Annotated in this window: 22 protein-coding genes; 7 read left to right on the top strand and 15 right to left on the bottom strand. The window is 73.4% G+C overall.

Features of this window, described 5'->3' with window-relative positions; translation table 11 throughout:
* The first annotated feature begins 71 nt into the window (after positions 1-71).
* Positions 72-947: an LLM class F420-dependent oxidoreductase gene (locus ASG70_RS10230; RefSeq protein ID WP_056883697.1), complete on the top strand. Its 876-nt coding sequence runs from the start codon at positions 72-74 to the stop codon at positions 945-947.
* A gap of 19 nt (positions 948-966) precedes the next feature.
* On the opposite strand, the gene ASG70_RS10225 is transcribed toward ASG70_RS10230, so the two are convergent.
* Together ASG70_RS10225 and ASG70_RS10220 are read right to left on the bottom strand one after the other, a co-directional pair.
* Entirely contained in the window at positions 967-1,659 is a 693-nt protein-coding gene (locus ASG70_RS10225) for a response regulator (protein WP_056883696.1), read from the bottom strand.
* Positions 1,652-3,295, bottom strand: coding sequence for a sensor histidine kinase (locus ASG70_RS10220; protein ID WP_056883695.1), 1,644 nt, complete (start codon positions 3,293-3,295; stop codon positions 1,652-1,654). Before ASG70_RS10220 ends, ASG70_RS10225 begins: the two co-directional genes overlap by 8 nt.
* Before the next feature lie 143 nt (positions 3,296-3,438).
* On the opposite strand from ASG70_RS10220, the gene ASG70_RS10215 reads away from it, so the two are divergent.
* Complete coding sequence (locus ASG70_RS10215; protein WP_056883694.1) at positions 3,439-4,845, top strand: cation:dicarboxylate symporter family transporter; 1,407 nt, start codon at positions 3,439-3,441, stop codon at positions 4,843-4,845.
* A gap of 120 nt (positions 4,846-4,965) precedes the next feature.
* On the opposite strand, the gene ASG70_RS10210 is transcribed toward ASG70_RS10215, so the two are convergent.
* Positions 4,966-5,736: a YqjF family protein gene (locus tag ASG70_RS10210; RefSeq protein ID WP_235531439.1), complete on the bottom strand. Its 771-nt coding sequence runs from the start codon at positions 5,734-5,736 to the stop codon at positions 4,966-4,968.
* On the bottom strand, positions 5,733-6,965 hold the full coding sequence (locus tag ASG70_RS10205) for an NAD(P)/FAD-dependent oxidoreductase (RefSeq protein ID WP_056883693.1): 1,233 nt from the start codon (positions 6,963-6,965) through the stop codon (positions 5,733-5,735). Before ASG70_RS10205 ends, ASG70_RS10210 begins: the two co-directional genes overlap by 4 nt.
* Positions 6,966-7,033: 68 nt before the next feature.
* Between ASG70_RS10205 and ASG70_RS10200 the strand changes: the two genes are divergently transcribed.
* Positions 7,034-7,660: a GNAT family N-acetyltransferase gene (locus tag ASG70_RS10200; protein WP_200949239.1), complete on the top strand. Its 627-nt coding sequence runs from the start codon at positions 7,034-7,036 to the stop codon at positions 7,658-7,660.
* Here ASG70_RS10200 and ASG70_RS10195 read toward each other — a convergent pair.
* The 3 genes from ASG70_RS10195 to ASG70_RS10185 are packed head-to-tail and all read right to left on the bottom strand — an operon-like array spanning position 7,623 to position 8,817.
* Positions 7,623-7,883 (bottom strand): hypothetical protein, encoded by a 261-nt coding sequence (locus ASG70_RS10195; RefSeq protein ID WP_056883692.1) that lies wholly within the window; start codon positions 7,881-7,883, stop codon positions 7,623-7,625. The two genes, ASG70_RS10200 and ASG70_RS10195, sit on opposite strands and share 38 nt — an antisense overlap.
* Positions 7,880-8,581, bottom strand: coding sequence for an RNA polymerase sigma factor (locus ASG70_RS10190; protein WP_082590447.1), 702 nt, complete (start codon positions 8,579-8,581; stop codon positions 7,880-7,882). The genes ASG70_RS10195 and ASG70_RS10190 overlap by 4 nt, the downstream gene beginning before the upstream one ends.
* Positions 8,578-8,817, bottom strand: coding sequence for a hypothetical protein (locus tag ASG70_RS10185; protein WP_056883691.1), 240 nt, complete (start codon positions 8,815-8,817; stop codon positions 8,578-8,580). Before ASG70_RS10185 ends, ASG70_RS10190 begins: the two co-directional genes overlap by 4 nt.
* 185 nt (positions 8,818-9,002) lie before the next feature.
* Here ASG70_RS10185 and ASG70_RS10180 point away from each other — a divergent pair, with 185 nt between their 5' ends.
* The 4 genes from ASG70_RS10180 to ASG70_RS10165 all read left to right on the top strand — a co-directional run bounded on the left by ASG70_RS10180 (position 9,003) and on the right by ASG70_RS10165 (position 12,715).
* Entirely contained in the window at positions 9,003-9,557 is a 555-nt protein-coding gene (locus ASG70_RS10180) for a hypothetical protein (RefSeq protein ID WP_235531438.1), read from the top strand.
* Entirely contained in the window at positions 9,554-10,150 is a 597-nt protein-coding gene (gene folE / locus ASG70_RS10175) for a GTP cyclohydrolase I FolE (RefSeq protein WP_056883690.1), read from the top strand. The genes ASG70_RS10180 and folE overlap by 4 nt, the downstream gene beginning before the upstream one ends.
* A 126-nt stretch (positions 10,151-10,276) precedes the next feature.
* Complete coding sequence (locus ASG70_RS10170) at positions 10,277-10,642, top strand: cupin domain-containing protein (protein ID WP_200949238.1); 366 nt, start codon at positions 10,277-10,279, stop codon at positions 10,640-10,642.
* Positions 10,643-10,741: 99 nt separating this feature from the next.
* Positions 10,742-12,715, top strand: a complete 1,974-nt coding sequence (locus ASG70_RS10165; RefSeq protein WP_056883689.1) for a thioredoxin domain-containing protein — start codon at positions 10,742-10,744, stop codon at positions 12,713-12,715.
* Here the strand turns inward: ASG70_RS10165 and ASG70_RS10160 are convergent.
* The 8 genes from ASG70_RS10160 to ASG70_RS10125 form a co-directional block, all read right to left on the bottom strand.
* Positions 12,696-13,313 (bottom strand): histone deacetylase, encoded by a 618-nt coding sequence (locus tag ASG70_RS10160; protein ID WP_200949237.1) that lies wholly within the window; start codon positions 13,311-13,313, stop codon positions 12,696-12,698. The genes ASG70_RS10165 and ASG70_RS10160 overlap by 20 nt on opposite strands.
* Positions 13,314-13,364: 51 nt before the next feature.
* Positions 13,365-14,156, bottom strand: a complete 792-nt coding sequence (locus tag ASG70_RS10155; protein WP_235531437.1) for an FAD:protein FMN transferase — start codon at positions 14,154-14,156, stop codon at positions 13,365-13,367.
* On the bottom strand, positions 14,153-14,728 hold the full coding sequence (locus tag ASG70_RS10150; protein WP_056883687.1) for an FMN-binding protein: 576 nt from the start codon (positions 14,726-14,728) through the stop codon (positions 14,153-14,155). Before ASG70_RS10150 ends, ASG70_RS10155 begins: the two co-directional genes overlap by 4 nt.
* A gap of 9 nt (positions 14,729-14,737) precedes the next feature.
* Entirely contained in the window at positions 14,738-16,180 is a 1,443-nt protein-coding gene (locus tag ASG70_RS10145) for a ferric reductase-like transmembrane domain-containing protein (protein ID WP_235531436.1), read from the bottom strand.
* Positions 16,181-16,261: 81 nt separating this feature from the next.
* Positions 16,262-16,942: a nucleoside/nucleotide kinase family protein gene (locus ASG70_RS10140; protein WP_156399923.1), complete on the bottom strand. Its 681-nt coding sequence runs from the start codon at positions 16,940-16,942 to the stop codon at positions 16,262-16,264.
* Positions 16,939-17,688 (bottom strand): TSUP family transporter, encoded by a 750-nt coding sequence (locus tag ASG70_RS10135; protein WP_200949265.1) that lies wholly within the window; start codon positions 17,686-17,688, stop codon positions 16,939-16,941. The genes ASG70_RS10140 and ASG70_RS10135 overlap by 4 nt, the downstream gene beginning before the upstream one ends.
* Positions 17,689-17,721: 33 nt before the next feature.
* A complete protein-coding gene (locus tag ASG70_RS10130; RefSeq protein ID WP_056883684.1) occupies positions 17,722-18,483 on the bottom strand; it encodes an HAD family hydrolase in 762 nt (253 codons plus the stop codon).
* A complete protein-coding gene (locus ASG70_RS10125) occupies positions 18,483-20,312 on the bottom strand; it encodes a proline--tRNA ligase (protein WP_056883683.1) in 1,830 nt (609 codons plus the stop codon). Before ASG70_RS10125 ends, ASG70_RS10130 begins: the two co-directional genes overlap by 1 nt.
* Positions 20,313-20,428 lie beyond the last annotated feature (116 nt).

Genomic DNA, 20,428 nt, shown 5'->3' with positions numbered 1-20,428 from the left:
GCCACCGCGGCAGCTGCACGACGCGCGGTCCCCGACGCGCCGAGGGCGGGAAAGGGGCGCAGACTTCGACCATGCGCTTCGGATTCCACTTCCTCGACTTCACCATCCCGCAGGGCCCGGCGTCGTACGCCCCCGCCCTGCGCTCCACTGCGGCAGCGGCAGAGGCCGCCGGCGCCTCGTGGCTGACCGTGATGGACCACTACTTCCAGATGGAGTTCTTCCGCACCGCCCACGACCCCATGCTGGAGGCCTACACGACGCTCGGGTTCCTGGCCGGGGCGACCGAACGGGTCAAGCTCGGGACCGTCGTCACGGGCGTGACGTACCGGCACCCCGGGCTGCTCGCCAAGATCGCCACCACCCTCGACGTCGTGAGCGGCGGTCGGGCGTTCCTGGGCATCGGTGCGGCCTGGTACGAGCGCGAGCACCTCGCGCTGGGCGTGCCCTACCCGCCGGTCGCCGAGCGGTTCGAGCGCCTCGAGGAGACCCTGCAGATCGTCCAGCAGATGTGGAGCGACGACGAGGGCCCGTTCGAGGGGAAGCACTACCAGCTGGCCGAGACGATCAACGTGCCGCAGCCCCTGACCCGGCCGCACCCGCCGATCGTGGTCGGCGGCAGCGGGGAGAAGAAGACGCTGCGGCTGGTCGCGCAGTACGCCGACGCCACCAACCTGATCGTCTCCGGCGCGGACGAGCTCGCCCACAAGCTGGAGGTGCTGCGGCGCCACTGCGACGACCTGGGACGCGACTACGCGACGATCGAGAAGACCGTGATGGGGCCGCAGGGTGACCCGCTCGCGGACGTCGACGGCTTCCTGCGCACCGCACAGGCCTACGCCGACCTCGGGGTCGAGCACATCCACCTCCGGGCGATGGCTCCCGACCCTGCGGCCACGGTGACGGCGTTCGGCGAGCGGGTGGCGCCACGCCTGGCCGAGATCGGCTAGGCGTCAGGGCCGGGCCGCGTCACCCGACCCAGCGGTACTCCACCTCCGGGCGCCCCTGCCCGGCGTACCGGGAGCTGCGCACCACCACCCGCGCGTCGCACAGGTACTCCGCGTAGCGGCGGGCCGTCACCCGGCTGACCCCGACGGCCTCGCCCAGCTCGCTCGCGGACAGGCCGCTGTCCCTCGTGCCGTCACGCAGGGCGCGCGTCACCCGGCTGAGGAGGTCCTCGCTCATGCCCTTGGGCACCGACGCGCGCGGCGACGGGCGAGCCCCGGCGAGCACCTCGTCGACCTCGGCCTGGGTGTCGACCCGCGCCGAGGACGGCAGCTGGCGGCGGTAGGCGAGGTGGGCTTCGAGCCGGTCGCGGAGGGTGGCGAACACGAACGGCTTGAGCAGGTACTGGACGACGCCGAGCGACACCGCGCCGCGGACGACCTCGAGGTCGCGGGCCGAGGTGACGGCGATGACGTCGGCCCGGTGGCCGGCGGCGCGCATCCGGCGGATCACGTCGAGCCCGTGGCCGTCCGGCAGGTTCATGTCGAGCAGCACCACGTCGACCGGCGTCGCGGCCAGGGCCTGGAGGGCCGCAGCGGCCGTGCCGACCGTGCGCGCGACCGCGAACCCGTCGACCCGCGCCACGTAGGCGGCGTGCGCCTGGGCGGCGACCGGCTCGTCCTCGACGACCAGGACCTGCAGGGGCGTGTCAGCCACCGGTCACCACCCCCGCACCTGCGGGCCCGGCCACCGGCAGGCGCACGGTGAACACCGCGCCGGGGCCTCCGTCGACCGACAGCGAGCCGCCGAGGCGGCTGACGCTCTGGGACACCAGCGCCAGCCCGATGCCGCGCCGACCCTCCTGCCCCTCGTCCTTGGACGACACCCCGCGCTCGAACGCCTTCGCCACGGCGCCCGGGGGCAGGCCGGGGCCGGTGTCGGCGACGGTGAGCACGACGTCACCACCGTCACGGACCGCGTCGACCCGCACCTGCCGCTCCCCCGGCTCACCTGCGACGGCGTCGAAGGCGTTGTCGATGAGGTTGCCCACGATGGTGACGACGTCGCGCGCCGGTAGTGCGTCCACGGGCCAGACGGCGCCCTCGCCGATGCGCAGGTCGATGCCGCGCTCGCCGGCCTCGGCCGCCTTGCCGAGCAGCAGGGCCGACAACGCCGGCTCCTCGATGCCCGCCACGACCCGGTCGGTGAGCAGCTGCGAGAGCTCGAGCTCCTCGGTCGCGAACTCCAGCGCGCGGTCGGGGTGACCGAGCTCGATGAGCGAGACGATCGTGTGCAGGCGGTTGGCCGACTCGTGGGCCTGCGAGCGCAGCGCCTCGGTCAGCCCGCGAGCCGAGTCGAGCTCGCCGGTGAGGTGCTCGAGGTCGGTGCGGTCGCGCAGCGTGGCGACGTGGCCCAGGGCGCGACCGTCCCAGCGGGCCGGCGCGGTGTTGAGCACGAGCACCCGGGCCGCGGTGACGTGCAGCTCGTCCTCGCGCGGCGTCTCGTCGGTGAGCGCGTCGGTGAGCGGGCCCGAGAGCCCGAGGTCCGCGACGGGCTGCCCCACCGCGCCCTCGCCGAGCCCGAGGAGCCGGACGGCCTCGTCGTTGGCGAGCCGGAGCCTGCCCTCGAGGTCGATGAGCAGCAGCCCCTCGGTCACGGCGTGCAGGACGGCGTCGTAGTACTCGACCATCTCGCGCAGCTGCCGCTCCCCCAGGCCGTGGGTCTGGCGCCGTACGCGGCGGGCGACCAGCGCCGTCGCGATCCCGGTGAGCACCGCTGCGGCGAGGCCCGCGCCGAGCAGCGCGACCAGCTGGCCCTCCAGCCGGCGGCTCACCGCCGCCTTGCGGATGCCCACCGCGACCAGGCCGACCACCGGGCCGTCGTCGCCGGCGCCCGCCCTGACCGGCACCACCGCGCGGCGGGACGGACCCAGGGTGCCGGTGTAGTCCTCGACGACCGTGCCGCCGCGCTGCGCCTGCTCGATGTGGCCGATGAACTGCTTGCCGATGAGCGAGGTGTCCGGGTGCGTGAACCGGGTGCCGGTGGGGCTCATGATGACCACGAAGTCGGTCCGGGTGTGGCGTCGCACGTCCTCGGCGAAGGCCTGCAACCGCCCGGCACGGTCGGCGGTCTGCACCGCGGCCACCACCTCGGGGGCGCTGGCCACCGTCCGCGCCACTGCGAGCGCCCGCGCCGTCGCCTCCTGGGTGCCCGCGCGCTGCGCCTGCGCGTACGCCGCGCCGGTGCCGATGCCGACCACGAGCAGGGCGACGAGGACCTGCAGGGCGAAGGTCTGGGCGGCGACGCTCCACCGCCCGGGTGAGGGGGCCCAGCGGCCCGGGCTCAGCGCCATACCGCCGCACCGGGGACCCCGGCGGGGCCGTGGGCCCACCGGAACTCAAAGAACACAAGGGTGACCCTAGCCACTGCGGCGCCCATACTCGTCCGGAGTTCACCCCTCCCGGCCTGCCCGGGACCGAGTCCACTGGAGAACACGTGAGCACCGCAGCCGACAACGCCGTCGACCGCCCGGCACCCCGCCGTGACCGGACGCACTACCTCTACCTCGCGGTCATCGTCGCGATGGTCCTGGGCATCATCGTCGGGTTCGCCTTCCCCGACTTCGGGATCAAGCTGAAGTGGCTTGGCACCGGCTTCGTCAACCTGATCAAGATGATGATCACGCCGATCATCTTCTGCACCATCGTCCTCGGCATCGGCTCGGTCCGCCGGGCCGCGCAGGTCGGCAAGGTCGGCGGCCTGGCCCTCGGCTACTTCCTGACCATGTCGACCTTCGCGCTCGCGATCGGCCTGGTGGTGGGCAACATCGTCAAGCCCGGCGCCGGGCTGCACCTCACCGACGCCCTCGCCAAGACCGGCCAAGCCCAGGTCGGCGAGAAGAGCGAGAGCACGGTCGACTTCGTCCTCGGCCTCATCCCCGACACGCTCGTCTCCGCCCTGACGGCCGGCTCGGTGCTCCAGGCGCTGCTGGTGGCCCTGCTGGTCGGCTTCGCGCTGCAGAAGATGGGCCGCGCCGGTGAGCCGATCCTCGTCGGCATCAAGCACTTCGAGCGGCTCGTCTTCCGCCTCATGGCGATGATCATGTACGCCGCGCCGATCGGTGCGTTCGGCGCGATGGCAGCCGTCGTCGGCGCCACCGGGCTCGACGCGCTCAAGAGCCTGGCCCAGGTGATGATCGCGTTCTACATCACGTGTGCGCTGTTCGTGTTCGTCGTCCTCGGCCTGGTGCTCAAGGCCTTCACCGGTGTCAACGTGTTCTCGCTGCTGAGGTACCTGGGTCGCGAGTTCCTGCTCATCCTGTCGACCTCGTCGTCGGAGTCGGCCCTGCCCCGCCTCATCGCGAAGATGGAGCACGCCGGGGTCTCCCGTCCCGTCGTCGGCATCACCGTCCCGACCGGCTACTCGTTCAACCTCGACGGCACCGCGATCTACCTGACGATGGCGTCGCTGTTCATCGCCGACGCCATGGACAAGCCGTTCAGCCTCAGCCAGCAGATCTCGTTGCTGCTGTTCATGATCATCGCCTCCAAGGGCGCCGCCGGCGTCACCGGCGCCGGCCTGGCGACCCTGGCCGGTGGCCTGCAGTCGCACCGCCCCGACCTCGTCGACGGTGTCGGGTTCATCGTCGGCATCGACCGCATGATGAGCGAGGCGCGGGCGCTGACCAACTTCGCCGGCAACTCGATCGCGACGGTGCTCATCGGCCACTGGGTGGGCGAGCTCGACCGGCCCCGCCTCGACGCGGTGCTCGCCGGCCACCTGCCCTTCGACGAGTCCACGATGGTCGACGACGACCACGGGTCCGCCCGGGTGGACGGGACCGACCAGGGCGACGAGTCACCGGAAGGCGACCGTGCGGAGAGGGTGCCTGCCGGGCGCTGACCCGCACCACCGTGACCACCCGGCCACGACAGCTGGCGACCTGCCGGCTGTCGTGGCCGGTTCGGTGTCCGGGCCACCCCTGCTGCCCGGGCGCCGGACGTGGTGGCCGGTACGGCGCGGTCAGAGGCGCTGGGGGAACCCGAAGGTGGTGCGCACCCCGGTCGAGAACAGCACGCTCGCGGGCGGGGTCGTCCGGGCGAACGTGCCCAGCCCTGCAGCGACGACCAGCTCGTCGTCGAGCTCCAGCACCTCGGCGGACCGCAGCGGCCAGGGCCCGTGGGTGTTGGGCACCCACAGGGACTGTCCCGCCACCTGCGTGTGCAGGCCGAACCGCGCGGTGAGGAAGAGCTCGAGCGGCGATGGCTCGCCCAGCCGCTCCCCCACGCGCACGGTGATGCGCGACCGGGGCGGGCGGCCACCGGCAGCGCGCGAGCGGGTGAACCGGCGGGTGGTGTAGGTCAGCACCCGGCCGTCGCCCTCGTCACCACCGGGAGCGGCGTGGTCGCGGACCTGCATCGACGCCCACTCGTAGGGGACGTTGAACCCGAGCCGGGCTCCCAGCACGACGAGCAGCCGCTGGGCCTCGAGCGACAGGAAGGTGACGCCGTGCCGGCCCCGGTCGTCGACGGAGTACACGCGCACGTTGGTCTCGGCGAACGTGCCGAGCCACGGCACCGGTGGTCCCGTGCCGATGCCGGCGTCGACCATCCGGAACGGGATCAGGCCGACCCAGGCCGACCCGTCGAAGACGTCCGGGCGGACGCCGCGGGGCAGCAGCGGGGCGAGCAGGGCGGGCTCGACCGGCCAGTGCAGGAACGAGATGTCGCGCCACCACTGGCTCATGATCTGGTGGGTGGGCAGCGGTGGCCCCTGGGGGTCGAGGGGCTTCACCGCGGGCCGCCTTCCACCACCACGCCGAGGTGGGCGCAGACCGCATGCGCCGCGCGGCGCCCGGACACCATGGCGCCCTGGATGGAGGAGGTGTCGCGGTGGTCGCCCGCGACGAACCGCCCCTCCCCCAGGGCCACCGGCCGGCGGACGACCAGCGGCGGCGGGACGAACGGCAGGGCGTGGGCGACGTCGTGGCGCACCACCAGATCCCATCCCGCGGCCGAGGTCGACCAGACCCGGCCGACCTCGCGACGCACCAGCTGCTCGTCGTCCGATGCCGTGGCCAGCGTCGTCGCCTGCACGAGGCGCCGTCCCGGAGGGGCGTAGGAGGGCGCGGCGTCGGAGACGACGGCAGTGTTGACGACCGGCCCCCGGGCGCCGTCGACCCGCAGCCACCGGCTCGTCGGCACCGGGTCGCTCGTCGAGAACCACCAGGTGCGCAGACCCTGCGTGGGCACCGGGGCAGCGATCCCGAGCTCGGCCGCACCCGCCACGTCGGTGGCGACGACCACCGCCCGCGCAGGTACCTCCCCTCCGTCGGTGCGCACGGTCGTCCTGGACCCGAGCGTGGCCCGGGTGCCGAGCCGTACGGGGCGGCGCAGCCTGGCCGCGAGCTGGGCCGGCACGGCACGCATCCCGTCGCTTGGGAGACCGGGCGTCCCGAGCAGGAAGGACCGCAGCAGGAGGAGCACGAAGGCCGCCGACGTGCGGCCCCTGCCGTCGGCGAGGACCCCCGCCAGGAACGGCTCGAGCACCTCGCGCCTCAGCGGGCCGTCGACGCCCGCACGGTCGAGCGACTCGGCCAGCGAGCAGTCCGGGCCCGACTCCAGCCGCGCCACGGAGCCCAGGCTGGGTGCTGCCCAGCGGGCGAGCCGGACGACCTCGCCGGGGGTGACCAGCCCGCTCGCCAGGGTGCGGAGCAGCGCGCCGAGCTCGCGCCGCGGGTCGGCGAGCAGGGCGGTGACCCCGTCTCGCCGCACCTCGACACCGGCCCCGAACTGTTGCAGCGCAAGGGCTTTCACGTCCAGATGTCGGCGCACCGCAGGGTACGAGGGGTTGAGCAGCTGGAACCCGACGTCGCAGAGGTGCCCGTCGACGACCTCGGTGCGCACGCGGCCGCCGACGACGTCGGCCGCCTCCACCACGAGCACGTCGAGGCCCTGCTCCTCCAGGACCACCGCACACACCAGCCCTGCCAGGCCCGCTCCGACCACCACGACGTCATGCATGGACTCACGGTGCCACGCGCGGTCGCAAGGTGCCCACGCGGGCGGGGCGTGCGCCGTACGGTGTCCCCGTGACCGAGCAGCTGACCACCGAGCCCACCGAGTATCCGGACGACGCCGAGCCCGCCGACACCGCCGTGACCGAGCTGCGCACGGAGCGGCTGCTCCTGCGCCAGTGGCGCCCCGAGGACCGTGAGCCGTTCGCAGCGCTGAACGACGACCCGCTGGTCATGGAGCACTTCCCGGGACACCTCGACCGCGCGGCGAGCGACGCGATGGCCGACCGCATCGAGACCGCGATCGCCCGCAACGGCTGGGGACTGTGGGCGGCCGAGGTCCTCGACACCGGGGAGTTCATCGGGTTCGTCGGGCTGGCGGTGCCACGGTTCGAGGAGCACTTCACCCCCTGCGTCGAGATCGGGTGGCGGCTGGGGAGCTCGGCTTGGGGTCGCGGCTACGCGCCCGAGGGTGCGCGGGCCTCGCTGGCGCACGCGTTCGGCCCGCTGGGTCTCGACGAGGTGGTGGCCATGACGATCCCCGCCAACGACCGGTCGCAGTCGGTCATGCGCAAGATCGGGATGACGCGCGACGAGTCAGCCGACTTCGACCACCCGCTCATCGCCGAGGGCGACCCCACCCGGCGGCACGTGCTCTACCGGATCACCCGGCAGGAGTGGGCCGTGCTCCGTCCTCGCTGAGCAGGGCGGCGAGGGACCTCGCTTCCTCGTCGCAGGCTGCACAGCCCTGCAGGTGGCGGTCCAAGGCCGGGTCGGGGGGGTCGTTGCGCAGCAGCGCCTCGACGTGGCCGTCGATGCGCTCGAAGCACTCCTCGCAGGACAGGTACGGCGTGGTGTCCAGCAGGAGCGCGTCGACGGCATCCGGCTGGAGGGGTCCGGGGCGGGCGGCTGGCTGGGGGTTCATGGCATGCCTGCTCGGGTCGTGGGAACGTGTCTCGGGCCGCGCGCTGGGTCCGGCGGCAGGTAGCCCCTGCCGGTGAGGTCGGCACGCAGCCGGGTGCGGACGTCGTGGACGGTCTTGTACAGCGCTCCGCGGGTCGTCCCGAGGCGGTCGGCCAGGACGTCGATGGGGACGCCGTCGACCAGCAGCGCGATGGCGACCCTGCGCTGGTGCGGCGTCAGGACGGTGCGCATCGACGTCGAGACGGCCGCGGCGAGGTCTGCTCCCTCGACGTGCCGCTCGGGCCCGTCGTGGTCGGGTGCCGGACGCCCGGCCAGGTCGAGGTCGTGCAGCTCGACCTCCCGGTGCTGCCACTGCACGCGGCGGACGTCCGTGGCGGCCTGGAGGATGGCGAACTTGTAGGCCCACGTGGTGAACCGGCTGCGGCCCTCGAACGTGTGGAGCTTGGCCAGCAGTGCGGTCATCGCCTCGTCCGCGGCCTGGTTGACGATGACGTCCACGGTCGCCCGCGAGTCGTCGGGCAGGGCGGAGCGCATGCGCGAGACCTGGTGGCCGGCAGCCCGCAGCATCAGGTCGTGCAGGCGTCGGGTGGCGGCGAGCTGCTGCGCCCCGCCACCCGAGAGGGCCGCGACCCAGTCCTCGGGGTCGGCGTCCGGGCCGTGCCCAGCCGTGGTGATCGGGCCCGGGCTGTGGGCGGTCACCGGGACCGCGGGGTGGTGTCGAGGGGCGACAGGATGCGCGCGGCGAGGCGGGGAGGGCAGCCGGCGTCGACCAGCTGAAGGAGCGCGTGCAGGTCGGTGCGCTGGGCGGCGACCTCGTCCGCGAGGTCCGGCGGGAACCCTGCCTCCCGCAACCGGCAGGCGCGCCAGGCGACGACGTCGACCGGCGGGCCGGGGGCCCGGCAGGCGCCGGTGGTGTGGTGTGGACGGGTGGTCATGCCCTGTTTGCTGCCGGGACGGGACGAGGTCTTACCGACGGTTCACAGCTTGGGTGCGGGTTGGTAAGACACCCGGGGTGCGGTGCGGCTAACACCGAGTCAGCCTCCCACCGCGCCGGACCCGGCGCCACACCTTCGGGCGCCCCGTCGGCCGTCGGGAGGACACCACACCAGAGGAGCCGCTCATGGCCACCACCGATGCCCGCGACCGCCACCACGACCAGGTCCGCACCCTGGCTCCGCACGCGCGGACCCGAAGGCTGCACCGCGACCCGTCCTACCAGGCCTACGCCGTGCTGAGGGGCGCGTTCGTGGTTGCGCCCGTCGTCTTCGGACTCGACAAGTTCACCAACCTGCTGGTCCGCTGGGACCAGTACCTGGCGCCCGTCCTCTCCCGCCCCCTGCCCGTGAGCCCGCACCAGGCGATGTACGCCGTCGGGGTGGTGGAGGTGCTCGCCGGCCTGCTCGTGCTGCTGCACCCGCGCCTCGGCTCGGTCGTCGTCGCCGCCTGGCTCGGTGGCATCGTCGTCAACCTGCTGCTCGTCCCAGGCTGGTACGACGTCGCCCTCCGCGACTTCGGCCTCCTGCTGGCCGCCGTTGCGCTGCAACGGCTCTCGACGAAGTTCGACGCCCGGCCAGCCCTGTGGCCGCTGCGCACCGGAGTTGAACGACGCCCGCCCCGCGACGAGACCGCGGGTCGAGACCGCACCGTCACCTCCACCACCGGGACGACTGCGTGAGCGCTCGCACGGCCTGGTCCGGGCCGTCCCGCGTGGCCGACCCGGACCTGGCACGCGCCGCCGCTGGAGCCCGGGCCCTGCTCGACTCGCTCGGCGTGGACCTCGCGTCCGAGTCGTTGGCGCGGACACCGGCCCGCATGGCCGCTGCCCTGGCGGAGCTCCTCACCCCGCGGCCGTTCGAGATGACGACGTTCCCCAACGACGGCGGCTACGACGAGCTGATCGTCGCCCGCGGGGTCCCCGTCCGGTCGCTGTGCGAGCACCACATGCTGCCGTTCGTCGGCACCGCGCACGTCGGCTACCTCCCCGGTGACCGCATCGTCGGCCTGTCCAAGCTCGCACGGGTCGTGGAGCACTTCTCGAGGCGTCCGCAGGTGCAGGAGCGCCTGACCACCCAGGTGTCCACGTGGCTGCGCGACCGGCTGGGGGCTGCGGGGGTGGGGGTCGTCGTCGAGGCCGAGCACCTCTGCATGACGCTGCGAGGTGTCCAGGCACCGGGGACGACGACCGTGACGTCGAGCCTGCTCGGGGTGCTGCGGGACGACCCGCGCACGCGGGCCGAGTTCCTCGCCCTCACACGGCCCCAGCGCTGACGTCGCCGGCGCCTCCTCCGACCACTCCCGGCGACAAGCGTCCCGAGGACTGGCGTCCACCTGGGGTGGTGGCGACGACCGGTCGCGACGAGGATGCAGGGTCAGGACGAGGACGAGGAGAGAGCCATGGGCACCGAGACCACGGGCGGACACCCCGCCGACGACACAGCGGTGGACCTCGCGGAGGAGGGCGCGTCGCTGCTGGCGCAGGCGCGTGAGGGCGGCAACGGGCACGTATCCCGCCTGCTGCTGGGCGGGGAGCGCCAACGAGCGGTGCTGATGGCGCTGCGGAGCGGCGCGACGCTGTCCGAGCACGAGTCGCCGCCGGCAGCCACGCTCCACGTCCTGCAGGGCACCGCGCGCCTGTATGCAGTGGACGGCCCCGAGTGGGTCGTGCCGGCCGGCCGGCTCGTCGCCATACCGTCCGCCCGGCACGGGGTGGAGGCCCTCGAGGACACCGTCATCCTGCTCACGGTCGCCCTCGCCCCCTAGCCGGCACGGTACGTCTCCTCCCGTCCCCGCCCGCCGGCCCATACGGCCCGGCACCGAGCCCTTCTCCGTGGGCGGCGGGCGCGGCGCCTACGGTGGGGTATGCCCAACCGCCTCGCACGGTCGACCTCGCCGTACCTGCTGCAGCACCAGGACAACCCCGTCGACTGGCAGGAGTGGGGGCCGGAGGCCTTCGCCGAGGCGCGTCGCCGCGACGTGCCGGTCCTGCTGAGCGTCGGGTATGCCGCGTGCCACTGGTGCCACGTCATGGCCCACGAGTCGTTCGAGGACGAGGACGTGGCCAGGGCGGTCAACGCCGACTTCGTCGCCGTCAAGGTCGACCGCGAGGAGCGGCCCGACATCGACGCCGTCTACATGGCCGCCACCACCGCGCTGACCGGCCACGGCGGGTGGCCGATGACGTGCTTCCTCACGCCTGACGGCGACCCGTTCTTCGCCGGCACCTACTTCCCCCGACCGCAGTTCCTGCAGCTCCTGGAGGGGGTGACGAGCGCCTGGGCCGACCAGCGCGAGCAGGTGCTGGGTAGCGGCGCCCACATCGCCGAGCGGCTCCGCGAGCTGTCCGCCCCGGTCACCGGGCACGCGCTCGACGCCGAGGTGCTCGAGACCGCGGTCACGCGGCTGCGCGGCCAGTTCGACCACGCCGCAGCAGGTTTCGGCGGCGCACCGAAGTTCCCGCCGTCGATGGTGCTGGAGTTCCTGCTGCGCCACCACGCGCGCACCGGGTCCGGGGACGCGCTCTCGATGGCCGCGGCCACCTGCTCGGCGATGGCCCGTGGCGGGATGTACGACCAGCTCGCCGGCGGGTTCGCGCGCTACTCGGTCGACGCCCGGTGGGTGGTGCCCCACTTCGAGAAGATGCTCTACGACAACGCCCAGCTCCTGCGCGTGTACACCCACCTGTGGCGCACCACCGGCGACGCGCTCGCCCGGCGGGTGGCGGTGGAGACGGCGGAGTTCCTGCTGCGTGAACTGCGCACCGCCGAGGGCGGTTTCGCCTCTGCCCTCGACGCCGACACCGACGGCGTCGAGGGGCTCACGTATGCCTGGTCACCGGCACAGCTCGTGGAGGTGCTGGGCGAGGACGACGGGGGGCGGGCCGCGACGCTGCTGTCCGTGACGCCGGCAGGCACGTTCGAGCACGGCCTGTCCACCCTGCAGCTCCTCGAGGACCCCGACGACACCGGCTGGTGGGCGGCCACCCGGTCGGCGTTGCTGGCAGCGCGGCAGAGCCGGCCGCAGCCGGGGCGCGACGACAAGGTGGTGACGTCGTGGAACGGCCTGGCCGTCGCCGCGCTGGCGGAGGCCGGCACCGTCCTCCACGAGCCGACGCTGGTTGCCGCGGCCCAGGCATGCGCGGCCTTCGTCGTGTCCACGCACCTGGTCGACGGACGCCTGCGCAGGGCGTCGCGCGACGGAGCCGTCGGGTCGGCAGCCGGTGTCGCCGACGACTACGGCAACCTCGCGGAGGGGCTGCTCGCACTTCACCAGGCGACGGGTGAGGTCCGGTGGCTGGAGGTGGCGCGCGAGCTGCTCGCCACCGCGGTGGCGCGGTTCGCCGCACCGGACGGGGGTTTCCACGACACGAGCGACGACGCGGAGGAGCTGTTCACCCGCCCCCGCAGTGCCGCCGACAACGCCGAGCCGTCCGGCCAGAGCGCCCTGGCCGGCGCACTGCTCACGTGTGCGGCTCTGACGGGCGACACCGCGATGCGGGAGCGCGCCGAGGCTGCCCTGTCCGCCTCGGGTGCGGTTGCCACCCGGGACCCGCGTTTCGGCGGGTGGGCCCTCGCCGTGGCCGAGGCCGCTGTCGCAGGGCCGCTGCAGGTGGCCGTGGTGGGCGCCGGGCCCGAGGCCGACGCGCTGCTCGAGGTGGTGCGCCGCTCACCCTCCCCCGGTCTCGTGCACGTCCACGGCGACCCCGACACCGCCGGCATCCCCCTGCTCGAGCAGCGACCCCTTGTCGGCGGCCGTGCTGCGGCCTACGTGTGCCGCGGGTTCGTCTGCGACGCCCCCGTGACCGACGTTTCAGCCCTCAGGGCAGCGCTGCGGTGACCACCGGCCGGAGTGCCTCGACGTCCCACCCGGGTCCCGCTCCGGGACGGTCTGCGAGGTAGGCGGCGATCTCCTCGGCACCGAGCTCGTGCGTCTCGTGCAGGCCGCGGGCGACCACCTCGAGGTAGGGCTGCGCAGGCGAGTTGCGTTGCAGCACTTCTGGATCCGGCGCGGTGAAGGTGAGCACCGGCTGGCCGTCCAGCTCACCCACGAGGTGCAGCGACTCGTACCGCCCCGGTCCCAGGTCGTGGCGCGAGCTGCTCAGCACGGTGCTGAGGTCGAGGTCCTCGCCGGGCGGACGGTGCATCTCCTGCGCGGCGACGTCCGCGAACTGCTGCTCGGTCACGAGGTAGGCCCGCGCCAGTGTGGCGCCCGTAGCGCCGGAGTCGTAGAAGGCGATGCCGCCGCCCCACGTCGGCGACTCCCAGGCGAAGAACATCTCGCCCGGCAGCGTCATCGCCCGGTCGGCCGTCGGGGGGCTGGTGTTGCGAGCGCCGGGGTACGTCCGCGTCGCCCCCGCAGGGCGGCCACCCTCGAGGTAGCAGAGGAAACGGTCGCGAGCGAGGTTGCTGCCGTAGCTCGCGTACCAGACCTGCACGCCTCCCACTCTGCCAGAGGTGTCGGCCGCGGGGGCGGGAGCGGGTGCGGCTCAGAGGACGAACGAGCGGTAGGCGGGGTCGTGGGCGGCGAGCGCCTCGCGCCCGGCGACGGGGTCGACGAACAGCGCCGTCGCCCACACGTCGGCCCACAGCAGGCCCGGCCCCCACACCGTGACGGACCCGGCACGGTCGACCGCGCCCCCGGTGCGGGGGTCGCCGATGTGCAGGCCACGGGCGGCGGTCCCCGAGGTGGCCAGGCCGCCGATGGCGAGGTCGAGCGACGCGGCCACGGTGCCGGGACTGCGTGGGTCCTCGATGCCGACGCGCCACGAGGTCGGGCGTGCGCCTCGTCCCGCGCCGGCCACGATGTCGCCACCGGCGTTGACGCACCAGGAGATTCCGGGGACGTTGGCCAGGTGGGCGGCGGCCTTCTCGACGGCCCAGCCCTTGACCAGGCCGGTGGGGTCGTAGCCACCCGAGCCGGGGTAGGCCGCGGTGAACAGGCCGCCGGTGCGCTGCTGCGCCTGCGCGCACAGCTGCGCGACCTCCTCGTGCCACGGGTGGGCGTCCGCGCCGTCGAGCTCGCCCCTGCGCAGCCGCATGAGCTCGCTGTCGGGACGCCAGGTGCTGAAGAGTTCGTCGACCTTGTGCAGGAACGACCACACCTGCCCGACCGCCTCCTCGACCTCGGTTGCCTGCACGGCCGGCAGCTCGCCGCGGACGTGGACCGAGACCGGCAGGCCCATGACCTGCTCGACGAAGGCGCGGCGCGGGGTCGCGGGCGCCGACGACCCCTCGTGGGACGAGGCGGTGGCGGGACGCGGCGCGGTCACGGCACTCACAGGTGGGCCTGGTCGATCGCGGACTGCAGCGACTGGATGTAACCGTCGGAGGTGTACGTGGCCCCCGAGACCATGTCGATGGTGGCGCTCTGGGCCTGCACGACCTCGCTGTTGAGGACGGGCACCGCGTAGGAGTTGATCTCCTGGTCGCGGTGGTCGTTCCACGGGACCTGCAGGACCTGGGCCGCGGTGATCTTGCCGCCAGCGACCGTGATCTGCACCTGCACGTTGCCGAACCGGGTGCTCACCGCGTTGCCGTCGTACGTCTTGGCAGCCGATGCCGACGAGGAGGACGAGGAGGAGGACGAGGAGCTCGGCGTCGAGGAGGAGCTGCCTGAGCCTGAGCCGGAGCCGGTCGACCCTGAGCCGGAGGACCCGGACGACCCCGACGTCGTGGGGCTGCCGGACGGCGTGGTCGCCTCCGGCGTGGAGGATGCGCTGGGCGCTGCGGCCTGGGCGAGGACGGGGGGGGCCGTCGCGGCGGCGCTGCGGCTGGAGGTGGACGTGTGGTAGCTGAACAGCAGCACCAGGGTGGTCAGGGTGGACAGCGCCCACAGGGTGATTCGTCGCATGGTGGGCTCCTAGTACTCGAACCGCTCGAGGTGGATGTGGTTGGAGGGGACACCGCTGTCGAGGGCGGCCTGGCGGGCCGCGTCCATCCACTTCGGTGCGCCGCAGAGGAACACGTCGCGCTCGGCGACGTCGGGGACGAGCTGGGTGAGGGCGGCCGCGTCGCTGAGGTGGGCCGCCGTGGCGGGCAGCCACGTGTCGCGCCCCGGGACACGGGACCCCTCCACCGTGACGTAGCGGGCGCCCTTCCGTCGGGCGAGCTCGAAGATCTCGGCGGCGAAGACGAGCTGGTCGCGGCTGTGGGCGCGGTGGACGACGACGACGTCGCCGGGGTCCTGGTCGAGCTCCTCGAGCAGCGCGCGCATCGGGGTGATGCCGATGCCGGCGCCCATGAGCAGCACCTTGCGGCGGCTGCGCACCCCGGCGTGCATCCGGCCGTAGGGACCCTCGACGAGGACTCGGGTGCCGGGCGTGAGGGAGGCGAGCTGCTCGGTGCCGTCGCCGACGTGCGCGGCCGTGATGCGCAGGGTGCGCCCGTCGGGGGCGGCGGACACGGAGTACGGGTGCGCCCGGCTCCAGCCGGGTCCGTCGAGGAAGCGCCACTGCAGGAACTGGCCGGCGGCGACGTCGAGCTTCTCGACGCCGCGGCCGGCGACGACCACCGAGGTGACCCCCGGGCCCTCGGCCACGACGTCGGTGACGCGCAGCGGGGCTCGCAGCGAGCGCCACAGCGGCACGGCGACGCGGTAGCCGAGCACGGCGGCCGCGCACACGGCGTACAGGGTCCACCAGAAGACGGTCGAGGCGGTCGAGGCGAGGAACTCCTGGCCGGTCCACAGCTGGTGCGGGAGGGCCAGCCCCGCGCCGAGGTAGCCGTAGAGGTGGATCAGGTGCCAGGACTCGTAGCGCAGCCGGCGGCGTGCCCTGCGGACCGAGGTCACGACGACGAGGCACAGGGCCACGGTGCCGGCGGTCGCGAGCAGCATGCCCGGGTAGTGCAGGACGAGGTCGACCAGCGTGCCCCAGATGCCGGTGGGCGTGCCGGCGGCGTAGCCGAGCGTGATGAGCACGATGTGGGCCCACAGCAGGTTGAAGGACGTGAACCCCACCAGGCGGTGGGTGCGTGCCAGCTCGTCCTGGCCCCAGGCCTGCTCGAACCACGGCACCCGCGCCATGAGGAACACCTGCACGAGCAGCAGCGCCGAGGCCACCAGGCCCGTCAGGCGCCCGGTGCTGGTCAGCGCCCCGGCCACCGAGGCCAGGTCCTGCACCCCACCGCGCGCGACCCAGAGCGCGGTGACCCAGATGAGGACGACCCAGAAGGCGCTCACCGACGCGTCGCGCCACCAGCGGGGGACGGTGTGGACGCGGCGCGTCGGCTGGGGGGCCCGCCCGGACGGGGCGGTGTGGGCAGCCGCTCGCGGCGCCGTCGGGGGCAGGTCGATCGTGGTCACGTCGAGAACTCTGCAGCCCGTTCCTAGGAGTTTGCTGTGGACACCCCATGGTCCAGATCTGTGTCGGAAGATCCCGGTGGATCAGGCCCCGGCCGTCGCGATCCTGCCGTCGACGAGGACGAGGTCCGCCTCGTCGCGGTCCGTCACGACCAGGCGCGCGTTCGCCTCGTCGGAGCGGTCCACCCAGGCCTCGGCGTCGTCGGGCTCGCGCCCGGCTGCGACGTGGCGCTGGACCAGGCGCAGCCGTCGCTGCTCGTCACCGAGGTCGCAGAACCACACCTCGTCGAGCTGGGCGCGCACGTCCGGCCAGCCGCCGTCCGGCAGCAGCAGGTAGTTGCCCTCGGTGACCACGAGGTCCGCGCCCTCGCCGACCTCGATGCTGTCGGGCTCGGGCTCCCCCACGCCGTGGTCGAAGCTCGGGGCCAGCAGGCGCGCCCGCGGGAGGCTGCGTGCGGTCGCGAGGGTGGCGGCGTACGCGGCGACATCGAAGGTGTCGGGCGCGCCCTTGCGGTCCCGCCGACCGAGGCGGTCGAGCTCGGCGTTCGGCAGGTGGTAGCCGTCCATCGGCACGTGCGCGACCCGTCCCGCCAGCCGGGGGTCGGCGGCCACCGCCGCCAGCAGGGCCAGCACGAGGGTCGTCTTGCCGGCACCCGGGGCGCCGCTGATGCCCAGCACCCGCCGGCGCCCGTCGGCGGCGGCGTCCGCGAGGGCCGTGCACCGGTCGAGCAGCCGCGCGTCGAGCGGCGTACCGGGCCCGCTCACGACCACACCCCCAGCACCGAGCCGCCGATGCGCACGATGAAGGCCACGAGCACGACGACGAACACGACCCGGACGAAGCGGCTGCCCCGGGCCACGGCGGTGCGGGCGCCGGTGTAGCCGCCGAGGATGTTGGCGACGGCCATGATCAACCCGATCCCCCACATCACGTGGCCGCCCGGGACGAAGACCGTCAGCGCCCCGAGGTTGGTGGCGAAGTTGGCGATCTTGGCCTTGGCGCTCGCCTCCAGGAACGCGTAGCCCATCAGCCCGACGAGCGCGAAGACCAGGAACGACCCCGTGCCCGGGCCGAGCGCGCCGTCGTAGACGCCGATGACGAACCCGGTGAGCATGGCCACCACTGTGTGCCGGTGGCCGTCGAACCGCAACGCAGTCTCGTGCCCCATCGACGGCCGGGCCACGGTGTAGGCGCCGACGACGACGAGCATGACGAGGATGACCGGGTTGAAGGCCGACTTCGGGATGTGCAGCCCGATCAGCGCGCCGCCGACCGCGCCGAAGTACGCGACCGCCGCCATCGGCAGCGCCGTCCTCAGGTCGGGACGGACCCGGCGCCAGTAGGTCACCGAGCTCGTGGTGGTGCCGAAGATCGAGGCGACCTTGTTGGTGGCGAGCAGCTGCGCCGGGCTCGCGCCGGGGAACCCCAGCAGCAGCGCCGGCAGCTGCACGAGACCGCCGCCGCCGACCACCGCGTCGACCCAGCCCGCGCCGAACCCGGCGAGGGCCATGAGCAGGACCGTGGTCAGGTCGACGTCAGGCACCTACCGCCCCAGCCAGCGGTCGACGACGCGCAGGACGTCGAGCAGCTCGTGGGCGTGGGCGTCCGGCGTGACGTCGACCGCGACCTGCTGGCTGGCCGGGATGTCGCTGTGGGGCACCCAGATCGCGCGCATCCCGACCTGCTGCGGGCCGTGGACGTCCTCGAAGAGCCGGTCGCCGACGTAGACCGCGGCCTCGGGCTCCACGTCCACTGCCGCGCAGGCCGCGAGGAACGCCTCGCGGTGCGGCTTCACGACGTGGATCTCCGAGGAGTAGACGTCGCCGTCGAGCAGGTCGAGGACGCCGTCGCGCTGGAAGACCTCACGGTGGTAGGCGCGGGTCCAGATGGTGTTGGAGAGCACCCCGACCTTGAGCCCGCGGTCGTGCAGCCCCTCCCAGAGCGGGCGCACCTGCGGGTCGGTGTGGGTGTGCGGCTCCCAGAACCGGCGGTATGCCGCGAGCGCCAGGTGGTGCCGGTCGTGCTCGGGGTCGACGCCGGCCTCGGCGAGGATCGCCTCGATCGAGGCGCTCTCGTGCGTCTCGCGCCCACGCGCCCAGGCCTTCTCCTCGGCCTGGTGGATGCGCATCGCGAGCGAGTCGGCCTCGGCGATGTCCTCGGCGGGCATGGCGGGGTCCTCGACCGGCAGGCCGTGCACCTCTCGCGCGAACACCCGCCACTGGCGCGGCAGGTCGACGTCGTGCCACGGGGTGAGGGTGCCGCCCCAGTCGAAGATGACCGCCTGCGGCGGGGTCTCCACCGCCATCAGCCGTCGACGCCGGCCGGCGCAACCGCGCCGGTCGCCGCGTTCGCGCCGGTCGCGCCCGTCACGAGGCGGCGCACGGTCTCGACCACGTCACCGACCGCCACCTCGGTGCGCTCGCCCGTGGCGCGGTCCTTGACCTCGACGACGCCGTTCTCCAGGGACTTGCCCACCACGACGATGGTCGGGATGCCGATGAGCTCGGAGTCCTTGAACTTCACCCCCGGGCTCACCTTGTGGCGGTCGTCGAAGAGCACCGAGACGCCGGCCGCCTCGAGCTCGCGGGTGAGCTCCTCGGCCTTGATGAAGACCTCGGGGTCACGGTTCATGTCCTTGCCGGCGGCGACGAGGTGCACGTCGACCGGGCTGATCTCCCGGGGCCAGCGCAGCCCGAGCTCGTCGTGGTTGCCCTCGGCGACGCAGGCCACGGCGCGCGAGACCCCGACGCCGTAGGAGCCCATGATGACCGTCTGGAGCTTGCCGTTCTGGTCGAGCACCTTGAGGTCGAGCGCCTCGGCGTACTTGGTGCCGAGCTGGAAGATGTGGCCCATCTCGATGCCCCGGGCCGACTCCAGCGCGTGCCCGCAGCTCGGGCAGAGGTCGCCGGGGCGGACGTCGGCGGCCTCGATCGTGCCGTCGGCCGTGAAGTCACGGCCGGCCACGAGGTCGATGACGTGCTTGCCGCTCACGTCGGCGCCGGTCACCCAGCGGGTGCCCTCGACCACGCGCGGGTCGAGGAGGTAGCGGATGCCCGAGGCCGACTCCGAGCCCAGCGCACCGGGGCCGATGTAGCCCTTGGCCAGCGCCGGGTTGGCGGCGAAGTCCTTCTCCTCGAAGGCCGCCACCTCGGCGGGCTCGACCTGGGCGCCGAGGCGCTTCTCGTCGATCTCGCGGTCACCGGGCACGCCGATGGCCAGCGGCTCACGCGTGCCGTCGGGGTGCACGAGCACGACGATCACGTTCTTCAAGGTGTCGCTGGCAGCCCAGGCGCGGTCCTCGCGGGGGTACGCCGCGTTGAGGTGGTCCACCAGGGTCTCGATGGTCGGGGTGTCGGGGGTGTCCTCGGCGTGTGCCGCGGGGGCGTCGTCCCAGGGCAGCGCGTCGGGGACGGGCACGCGCACGGCCTCGACGTTCGCGGCATACCCGCAGCTGGGGCAGTGGACGTAGGTGTCCTCGCCGTTCTCGGCGGTGGCGAGGAACTCCTCGCTCTTCGACCCACCCATGGCGCCGGCCATGGCCTGGACGATGACGTAGTGGAAGCCGAGGCGGTCGAAGATGCGGATGTAGGCGTCGCGGTGCAGCTGGTAGCTCTTGTCGAGCCCGGCCCCGTCGATGTCGAAGGAGTAGGAGTCCTTCATGACGAACTCGCGCCCGCGAAGGATGCCCGCGCGCGGACGCGCCTCGTCGCGGTACTTCGTCTGGATCTGGTAGATCGACAGCGGCAGGTCCTTGTAGGACGAGAAGAGGTCCTTCACCGCGAGGGTGAACATCTCCTCGTGGGTGGGGCCGAGCAGGTAGTCGGCGTCCTTGCGGTCCTTGAGCCGGAAGATGTTGTCGCCGTACTCGGTCCAGCGCCCGGAGGCCTCGAAGGGCTCCTTGGGCAGCAGCGCGGGAAACAGCAGCTCCTGCGCGCCGATCTGGTCCATCTCCTCGCGGACGATGTTCTCGACCTTGCGCAGCACCTTGAGCCCGAGCGGCAGCCAGGTGTAGATGCCGGGGCTGACGCGGCGGATGTAGCCGGCGCGGACGAGGAGCCTGTGGCTCGGCACCTCGGCATCGGCCGGGTCCTCGCGAAGGGTTCGCAGGAACAGGGTCGACATGCGCAGTGCCACTGGGGACTCCTCGGGTGGTGGGCGAACCCACAGAGGATATCGGGGCGTACGGCGCGGGCTCACCCCAGTTGCGCCGTGCGCACCGCCCGGGCGTGGTCGGGCCGCTGGCACACTGG

It is taken from the genome of Phycicoccus sp. Soil748, assembly GCF_001428025.1.
Classification (GTDB): Bacteria; Actinomycetota; Actinomycetes; order Actinomycetales; family Dermatophilaceae; genus Pedococcus.
Note: the sequence above shows the minus strand (reverse complement) of the source record. Positions and strands in the feature narration are given on the sequence as shown.

What these genes read in the sequence shown, in the direction of transcription:
- ASG70_RS10130 (WP_056883684.1), bottom strand. Translation starts at nt 18,483, where the DNA reads ATGGCGGTGGAGACCCCGCCGCAGGCGGTCATCTTCGACTGGGGCGGC.
- ASG70_RS10170 (WP_200949238.1), top strand. Translation starts at nt 10,277, where the DNA reads ATGGGCACCGAGACCACGGGCGGACACCCCGCCGACGACACAGCGGTG.
- ASG70_RS10195 (WP_056883692.1), bottom strand. Translation starts at nt 7,883, where the DNA reads ATGAACCCCCAGCCAGCCGCCCGCCCCGGACCCCTCCAGCCGGATGCC.
- ASG70_RS10165 (WP_056883689.1), top strand. Translation starts at nt 10,742, where the DNA reads ATGCCCAACCGCCTCGCACGGTCGACCTCGCCGTACCTGCTGCAGCAC.
- ASG70_RS10150 (WP_056883687.1), bottom strand. Translation starts at nt 14,728, where the DNA reads ATGCGACGAATCACCCTGTGGGCGCTGTCCACCCTGACCACCCTGGTG.
- ASG70_RS10135 (WP_200949265.1), bottom strand. Translation starts at nt 17,688, where the DNA reads ATGGCCCTCGCCGGGTTCGGCGCGGGCTGGGTCGACGCGGTGGTCGGC.
- ASG70_RS10220 (WP_056883695.1), bottom strand. Translation starts at nt 3,295, where the DNA reads ATGGCGCTGAGCCCGGGCCGCTGGGCCCCCTCACCCGGGCGGTGGAGC.
- ASG70_RS10185 (WP_056883691.1), bottom strand. Translation starts at nt 8,817, where the DNA reads ATGACCACCCGTCCACACCACACCACCGGCGCCTGCCGGGCCCCCGGC.
- ASG70_RS10205 (WP_056883693.1), bottom strand. Translation starts at nt 6,965, where the DNA reads ATGCATGACGTCGTGGTGGTCGGAGCGGGCCTGGCAGGGCTGGTGTGT.
- ASG70_RS10230 (WP_056883697.1), top strand. Translation starts at nt 72, where the DNA reads ATGCGCTTCGGATTCCACTTCCTCGACTTCACCATCCCGCAGGGCCCG.
- ASG70_RS10180 (WP_235531438.1), top strand. Translation starts at nt 9,003, where the DNA reads ATGGCCACCACCGATGCCCGCGACCGCCACCACGACCAGGTCCGCACC.